This is a genomic window from Brachybacterium sp. UMB0905 (assembly GCF_002871795.1).
Classification (GTDB): Bacteria; Actinomycetota; Actinomycetes; order Actinomycetales; family Dermabacteraceae; genus Brachybacterium.
This window is the reverse complement of the sequence record NZ_PNHL01000034.1, coordinates 1-5,417: the sequence shown is the minus strand read 5'-3', so window position 1 is coordinate 5,417 and position 5,417 is coordinate 1. Positions and strand designations below refer to the sequence as shown.

Sequence of the window (5,417 nt, the reverse complement as noted above, 5' to 3'; positions counted from 1 at the left end):
AGTAAGCCCTATTCTTCCAGGTCAGGAGCACCTTTCCGCGTCTACGACCACCCCTCGGACACCTCAACGATGAAAGCCCGAGGCTAGGACTGAGGCGCGTCAGACGACGCGCCGCGCCGTGGTGCAGGCCGCGGCCCGGCTGTTCGAGGAGCGCGGGTTCCTCGCGACGACTGTGCGCGACATTGCCCGAGAAGCCGACGTGAGTGTCGGGACCGTCATGGCGGCTGGCGACAAGGAAGCTCTACTCGTAGAACTCTTCGACGGCCTCATCGAGGAGCGCCAGCAGCTTGCTGACACGCAAGTCCTCGGTGGCAACGTCTGGTGTGGCACGGACGCAGTCGCCGTGGTGGAACCATTCGTGGTGCTGTTCGAAGAGCGTCGTGACCTTGCCCATGCCTACGCCTCGATCCTGGTGAGCGGGTGGGGTGTGTCAAGGATTTCGGACAGTCGATGTGTTCTCCGGTGGTCAGGCGACCACTGGGAGGGTGGTGGGGGTGGGGGTGCTCGTACCGGCGGATCGGTTCGCCCGTGGCCCGGTCGACGTAAGACAGCCGGTTCAGGCGTGCCGTCGTGAGGATTCGATGCACCGTCGAAGGGGCGATGCCGAGTCGGGCTGCCAGCTGAACTGGCCCTTCCCTCAATCGCATTCGCAGGCTGACGCACCGCTTCGTCACCGTCTTCGGGGTCTCGTTCGGCGACGTCTTCGGGCGCGACGTGCGGTCGTACATGGACTCGCCGACGAGGTAGCGGTCGACCCACCGCTTCACGGTCGGCCAGGAGACCTGGAAACGGGCGGCGACCTCGCTGATCGGCCACCCGTCCTCGACGACGAGTTTGGCGACCTTCAGGCGATGGCGGGGAGTGAGGGCGGCGTTTTGGTGAGACATCGGTGTCCTTAGATGCGCTGAGGGGCTCATCCGGCGCGGATGAGCCCCTCAGCGGGTTGGCGGTGGTCAGTGCTGGTCGTCGGCCCGGTGCGCGAGGGCCTGGACGAATTCGGCGATCTCCTGGGGGTTCTGTTCGGCCATGAAGTGGCCGCTCGTGGTCGCCTGGTAGGTGAAGTCGGGCGCCCAGGCGCGCCACAGCGCGGAGGCGTCGAAGCCGAGCTGAGAGCCCCAGTCCTGGGAGATGGCGGCTACCGGCATGGACAGCTGGACGCCTCGCTCGCGGTCGGCAGCGTCCATGTCGAGGTCGATTCCCGCGGTCGCTCGGTAGTCGGCCACGATCGAGTCCGTGGACGCGATCGATGCCTGGACGTAGTAGTCCCGCTCGGAAGGCGCGAACGTATTCCCAGCGGGGTCCCAGGCGTCGAGGAACGAGGAGTAGAACTCGTGGGCGACTGCAGCGATCATCTTCTCGGGCATCCCAGCGGGCTGGGCCATGAGGTACAGATGCCAGGCCACCTTGGCGTTCACGCCCTGCAGAACCGACCAGGTGTCGAGGGTGGGCAGAACGTCGAGGATGCCGAGGAAGGCGATGGACTCGGGGTGATCGAGGCCAGCGCGGACGGCGACGAGCGCGCCGCGGTCGTGGCCGACGAGGCCGAAGCTGTCGAATCCGAGCTCGCGGACGACAGTGATGATGTCGTTGCCCATGGTGCGCTTGGAATACGTGTTGACGTCCTGGGCGGCCGGCTTGTCACTGTCCCCGTAGCCGCGCAGGTCCGGGACGATCACCGTGTACTGCTGGGCGAGCAGTCGGGCGACGTGACGCCACATGTAGTGCGTCTGCGGGAACCCGTGAAGCAGAACCACGGCCGGGCCCTCGCCCCCAACGGCGACGTTGAGGTGGACGCCGTCGGCGCCTGCGATGCGGCGGTAGGTGAAATCGTCGATGGTGAAGCTGGTCATGAGAACTCCTGGGACGTTTCGGCAGCGGGGATGCTGGCGAGTTGGGTGGTGGGATGGCCGGAGAAGATCCCGGCAGGCAGCCCGGAGTAACGGTGCGAGACCGTTAGGGCAGGGATCACCAGCGCATCGATGAGGGCTTGCAGGTATTCGTCGGTCACGGCGAGCCCGTTGGCCCGCCGAAGAAGCAGCACCGAGCCGACGATCTCCTCGTACGCGAAGGCGTTGGTCCCGGCAGGTAGCTCCCCGCGTGCGACGGCGGCATCGATCACATGCTGTGGCAACCGGGCGCCAGTCGGACCCGTTGCTTCCTCGATGGCGTCGCACAGGTCGGGATCTTCCAGGCCGGCCTGCAACAGCATGAACGCGGTCCCGGTGTCTGCCGAGCGCATCGTCTCGGCGAGCCGCCGCACGAGCGCGAGGAGATCGTCGCGCAGGCATGCCCCCACGGGAATCGGTGTCGATGCCTGCCGGGCGGGGCCATCCTTCACCGCGGCCAGCACCATGTCCCGCTTCGAGGGCCAGCGCCGGTACAGCGATGCCTTGGAGGTCTGGCATCGGCGGGCAACGGACTCGAACGTGACTGCCTCGAACCCCTGCTCACCCAGAACCTCGAGTACGGCAGCAGTGATCCGACGGTCGAGGTCCGGGTCGCGCGGGCGGCCCCGCACAGGCGCGGTTCCATTATTTCGATACGACACGGTCCGTATCGTATACAGTCACCGCCGCTTGATCAACGTCCCCGGTCAGTACACCTAGCGGTAGTCATGCGCGCGCTCGGATGGTTCACCCCCGGCGCCGCGGCAGCGTCCGGGGTCATGTGGCACGCGATGCCCGGCGGCAAGGACGAGGGGGCGCGACGTGCCACCGAGGTGCACGCCATGGCGAAGCAGCTGGGAATCTAGCCCCTGCGCCATTAACGGTCGATTTTGACGCGCGCCTCGCTGATGCCTGGACCCTAGGGTTCTCACATGACGACTATCGAGCCCTACCGCCCTCTCCCGCCACAGGACGAGGGGGTGCGGTACGAGTACGGCCCCCTATCCTCCCCGGGCCGCCACCCGGCCGGGGACGTGCGGAGCTTCGAGGTCACCGATCCGCGGCACTTCCCGGGAACGACACGCCGCGTATGGGTGCACACCCCGGCAGGCCATGACTCCACGGTTCCTGCGGCCGTGATGGTGTTCAACGACGGCTGGTGGTACCTCGACCCGGACGGCGACGTGCGAGGTGGCATCGTCCTGGACAACCTCGCCAGTGGTGGCGGTATCCCTCCCGTGGTGGGGGTGTTCGTGGACCCCGGCACCTTCCCTGGGGCAGAGAACCCGAAGAACCGGAACCACGAGTACGACGCCGACACCAGCACCTACGCGGACTTCCTGGCCACCGAGGTGCTACCCCTTGTCGCCCAGATGCATGCGCTCACAGACGATCCGGCTCAGCGGGGTATCTGCGGGGGAAGTTCCGGTGGCGGCGCGGCCTTCACCGCTGCCTGGACCCGCCCGGACGTATTCGGGAAGATCATCGCGCTCAACGCGAGCTTCGCCCAGATGCCCCACGGCAACCCCTACCCGCGTCTCCTCGCGGAGGAGGCGCAACGCCCCCTCCGCGTGTTCCTGCACGCCGCCCACCGTGACCTCGGGTGGAACCAGCGGCAGATGAACTGGTTCGCCGAGAACCTCGAGACCGCGGCCGCCCTCGCCCGCGCCGGGTACGACATGCGTCTCGTAGTGGGGGACGGCCCCCACAGTCCGAATCACGGGGGCGTACTCCTTCCGGAGGCTCTGCGCTGGCTTTGGCGTTGATAGCGAATCGCCACCGCGCCACCCACTCAGGCCCGTGCCACAAACGGTCGTTAAGGGAGATCGTTGCCACTGACGATGGACCTGATGACCGGCAGCGACCCGCGGGCCGCTTGGTTCGCCTCATCGACAATGACCGTAACGTTCACCAGCTCAGCGCCAGATTCTTCAATCAAGCGCCGCGCCGCCACCGCCTGGCTCCCGGTCTCCACCCAGTCATCAACCAGTGCGACTCGAACGCCGGGGCCCAAGTGGTCCGTCCTGGCCGAAAGCTTCTGGGTCTTGCCGCGGTAGTCCGGGGCGCTCTCCACGGTGGCCGTCTCCCCCGGGAACATCGCATCGCCCTTGCGGATCGGAGAGAAGCCGACACCGAGTGTCAGGGCGACCATCGGTGCGAACACGAACCCGCGAGCCTCGATCCCGACGATGAGGTCCGGGGCATCCGCCAAGCAGAGCCTCGCGAGCTCGGCCACGATCGAGTTGAGTGAGTTCCCGTCGCGCAGCATGCTCCAGGTGTCAGCGTCACCGTCAATCCAGCGGAAGTGGCCGAGTACGTTGTCGGCGGCAAGAGCATCAGCAGTCATGTCGCAAGGCTAGCGGCGGCTCTAGGCACTGGCCACGGAAATTATGAGCCATAAACGGTCGGTTGCGCTGGGATAGCGTCCAGCCATGAACGTTGACACGATTACCGCCTGCACAGAGCCCGAGCTACCGAGCGCCGCCGACGTCGCATCGCTTTATGCGGCCGTCGGCTGGACCGCCTACACGCGAGACCTCGACGCGCTCATGAGTGGTCTACGCGGTTCACTCCGGGTCGTCGTCGCCCACTCTGCCCGGTCACTCGTCGGACTGGCGAGAGTCGTTGGCGACGGCGCGACGATCTGCTACCTCCAAGACGTGCTCGTGCACCCCGACGCTCGCAGGCAGGGTGTGGGTGGACAGCTTGTCCGCGAGGCCTTCGCCCCGTTCGGCGCGGTGCGTCAACATGTCCTCATCACCGACGAGGAGAACGAACAGAAGGCCTTCTACGAATCCCTTGGTTTCGCACAGCTCGGTGAAGGGGTCCCCGGACGGGCGTTCGTGCGGTTCGCCGCTTGAGGCAAGCCCCCACCACCATTGCGCGTGAGCCCATTGCAGGCCCGCACCATAAACGGTCGGTCACAGTCCAGTGCCCCACGGCCACTTCGCGGAACCTAAGATCCCAGCGCGTACGAGCGGACCCGCGACCATCGCGCGGGTTGAGCCCTGCCCTCGACCGGGGGCCCGGCCCATAGCTCCATCGCCCTAACCTCTTGGGAGAAGGGCAGGGCCCCATCAACAGCGCGCGCTGCCGTTCGCAGAGCGGCAACGGGGGCCCCGGCTCCGACCGTAAGGTGCGGGACGATCTGCGCCAAGGGAACGTCCCCCGAGTATGGCGGATGCTCGGGAAAAGCCGAGGCCACATCGAGAGTCAATGCGTGCACCTCCTCGGGCGCCTTGACCTCGACGAACAACACCTGATCGCCAAACCAGGCTGTTCTGATGCCCTCCACGTGCAAGCAGACGTGCTCGCGACCGATTCGGGCGAGCCGTTCGTGGTCTGCCTCGCTGATCTCTTCAAGAGGCTTGAAGGGGTAAACGACCGTGAGGTGTGCGGGGATACCGTCCGCGGCAGACCGATCCAGCTCACGACGATGCTGCCTGACTACCGGCTCCGCAGCGGGCACCGCCAGCAGAAGCACGGTCTCGGTCAGCTGGTCGCCACTCTCCATCATGCGCCGAGGTTACC

At 66.5% G+C, this 5,417-nt stretch carries 8 protein-coding genes and 2 pseudogenes; 4 read left to right on the top strand and 6 right to left on the bottom strand.

Annotated elements, in window-relative coordinates:
- Nucleotides 1-118: 118 nt before the first annotated feature.
- Nucleotides 119-193, top strand: a pseudogene (locus CJ197_RS15990) (TetR family transcriptional regulator); the annotation flags it as partial.
- A 48-nt stretch (nt 194-241) separates the two neighbouring features.
- On the opposite strand, the gene CJ197_RS15710 reads toward CJ197_RS15990, so the two are convergent.
- From CJ197_RS15710 to CJ197_RS14680, 4 genes and pseudogenes are all read right to left on the bottom strand, one after another.
- Complete coding sequence (locus CJ197_RS15710) at nt 242-394, bottom strand: hypothetical protein (protein WP_233191022.1); 153 nt, start codon at nt 392-394, stop codon at nt 242-244.
- Nucleotides 395-491: 97 nt separating this feature from the next.
- Nucleotides 492-887: pseudogene (locus tag CJ197_RS14690) on the bottom strand (helix-turn-helix domain-containing protein); the annotation flags it as partial.
- A gap of 66 nt (nt 888-953) precedes the next feature.
- The gene (locus CJ197_RS14685) at nt 954-1,850 is read right to left on the bottom strand and encodes an alpha/beta fold hydrolase (RefSeq protein WP_102237467.1); all 897 of its coding nucleotides are present in this window, start codon (nt 1,848-1,850) and stop codon (nt 954-956) included.
- Nucleotides 1,847-2,548: a TetR/AcrR family transcriptional regulator gene (locus CJ197_RS14680; protein ID WP_102237466.1), complete on the bottom strand. Its 702-nt coding sequence runs from the start codon at nt 2,546-2,548 to the stop codon at nt 1,847-1,849. The genes CJ197_RS14685 and CJ197_RS14680 overlap by 4 nt, the downstream gene beginning before the upstream one ends.
- 66 nt (nt 2,549-2,614) lie before the next feature.
- On the opposite strand from CJ197_RS14680, the gene CJ197_RS15275 reads away from it, so the two are divergent.
- Nucleotides 2,615-2,752, top strand: a complete 138-nt coding sequence (locus tag CJ197_RS15275; RefSeq protein WP_158239528.1) for a hypothetical protein — start codon at nt 2,615-2,617, stop codon at nt 2,750-2,752.
- 66 nt (nt 2,753-2,818) lie between these two features.
- Entirely contained in the window at nt 2,819-3,652 is an 834-nt protein-coding gene (locus tag CJ197_RS14675) for an esterase family protein (RefSeq protein ID WP_102237465.1), read from the top strand.
- A gap of 50 nt (nt 3,653-3,702) precedes the next feature.
- Here the strand turns inward: CJ197_RS14675 and CJ197_RS14670 are convergent, their stop codons facing one another.
- Nucleotides 3,703-4,233, bottom strand: a complete 531-nt coding sequence (locus CJ197_RS14670) for a phosphoribosyltransferase family protein (protein WP_102237464.1) — start codon at nt 4,231-4,233, stop codon at nt 3,703-3,705.
- A gap of 85 nt (nt 4,234-4,318) precedes the next feature.
- Here CJ197_RS14670 and CJ197_RS14665 point away from each other — a divergent pair, with 85 nt between their 5' ends.
- Entirely contained in the window at nt 4,319-4,747 is a 429-nt protein-coding gene (locus CJ197_RS14665; RefSeq protein ID WP_102237463.1) for a GNAT family N-acetyltransferase, read from the top strand.
- 95 nt (nt 4,748-4,842) lie between these two features.
- Here the strand turns inward: CJ197_RS14665 and CJ197_RS15985 are convergent, their stop codons facing one another.
- Nucleotides 4,843-5,400 (bottom strand): 2'-5' RNA ligase family protein, encoded by a 558-nt coding sequence (locus tag CJ197_RS15985; protein ID WP_369801561.1) that lies wholly within the window; start codon nt 5,398-5,400, stop codon nt 4,843-4,845.
- Nucleotides 5,401-5,417: the final 17 nt, after the last annotated feature.

Bases quoted from the DNA above. Each gene is read 5' to 3' on its own strand.
- CJ197_RS15710 (WP_233191022.1), bottom strand. From the start codon at position 394: ATGGGCAAGGTCACGACGCTCTTCGAACAGCACCACGAATGGTTCCAC.
- CJ197_RS14685 (WP_102237467.1), bottom strand. From the start codon at position 1,850: ATGACCAGCTTCACCATCGACGATTTCACCTACCGCCGCATCGCAGGC.
- CJ197_RS15275 (WP_158239528.1), top strand. From the start codon at position 2,615: ATGCGCGCGCTCGGATGGTTCACCCCCGGCGCCGCGGCAGCGTCCGGG.
- CJ197_RS14675 (WP_102237465.1), top strand. From the start codon at position 2,819: ATGACGACTATCGAGCCCTACCGCCCTCTCCCGCCACAGGACGAGGGG.
- CJ197_RS14670 (WP_102237464.1), bottom strand. From the start codon at position 4,233: ATGACTGCTGATGCTCTTGCCGCCGACAACGTACTCGGCCACTTCCGC.
- CJ197_RS14665 (WP_102237463.1), top strand. From the start codon at position 4,319: ATGAACGTTGACACGATTACCGCCTGCACAGAGCCCGAGCTACCGAGC.
- CJ197_RS15985 (WP_369801561.1), bottom strand. From the start codon at position 5,400: ATGGAGAGTGGCGACCAGCTGACCGAGACCGTGCTTCTGCTGGCGGTG.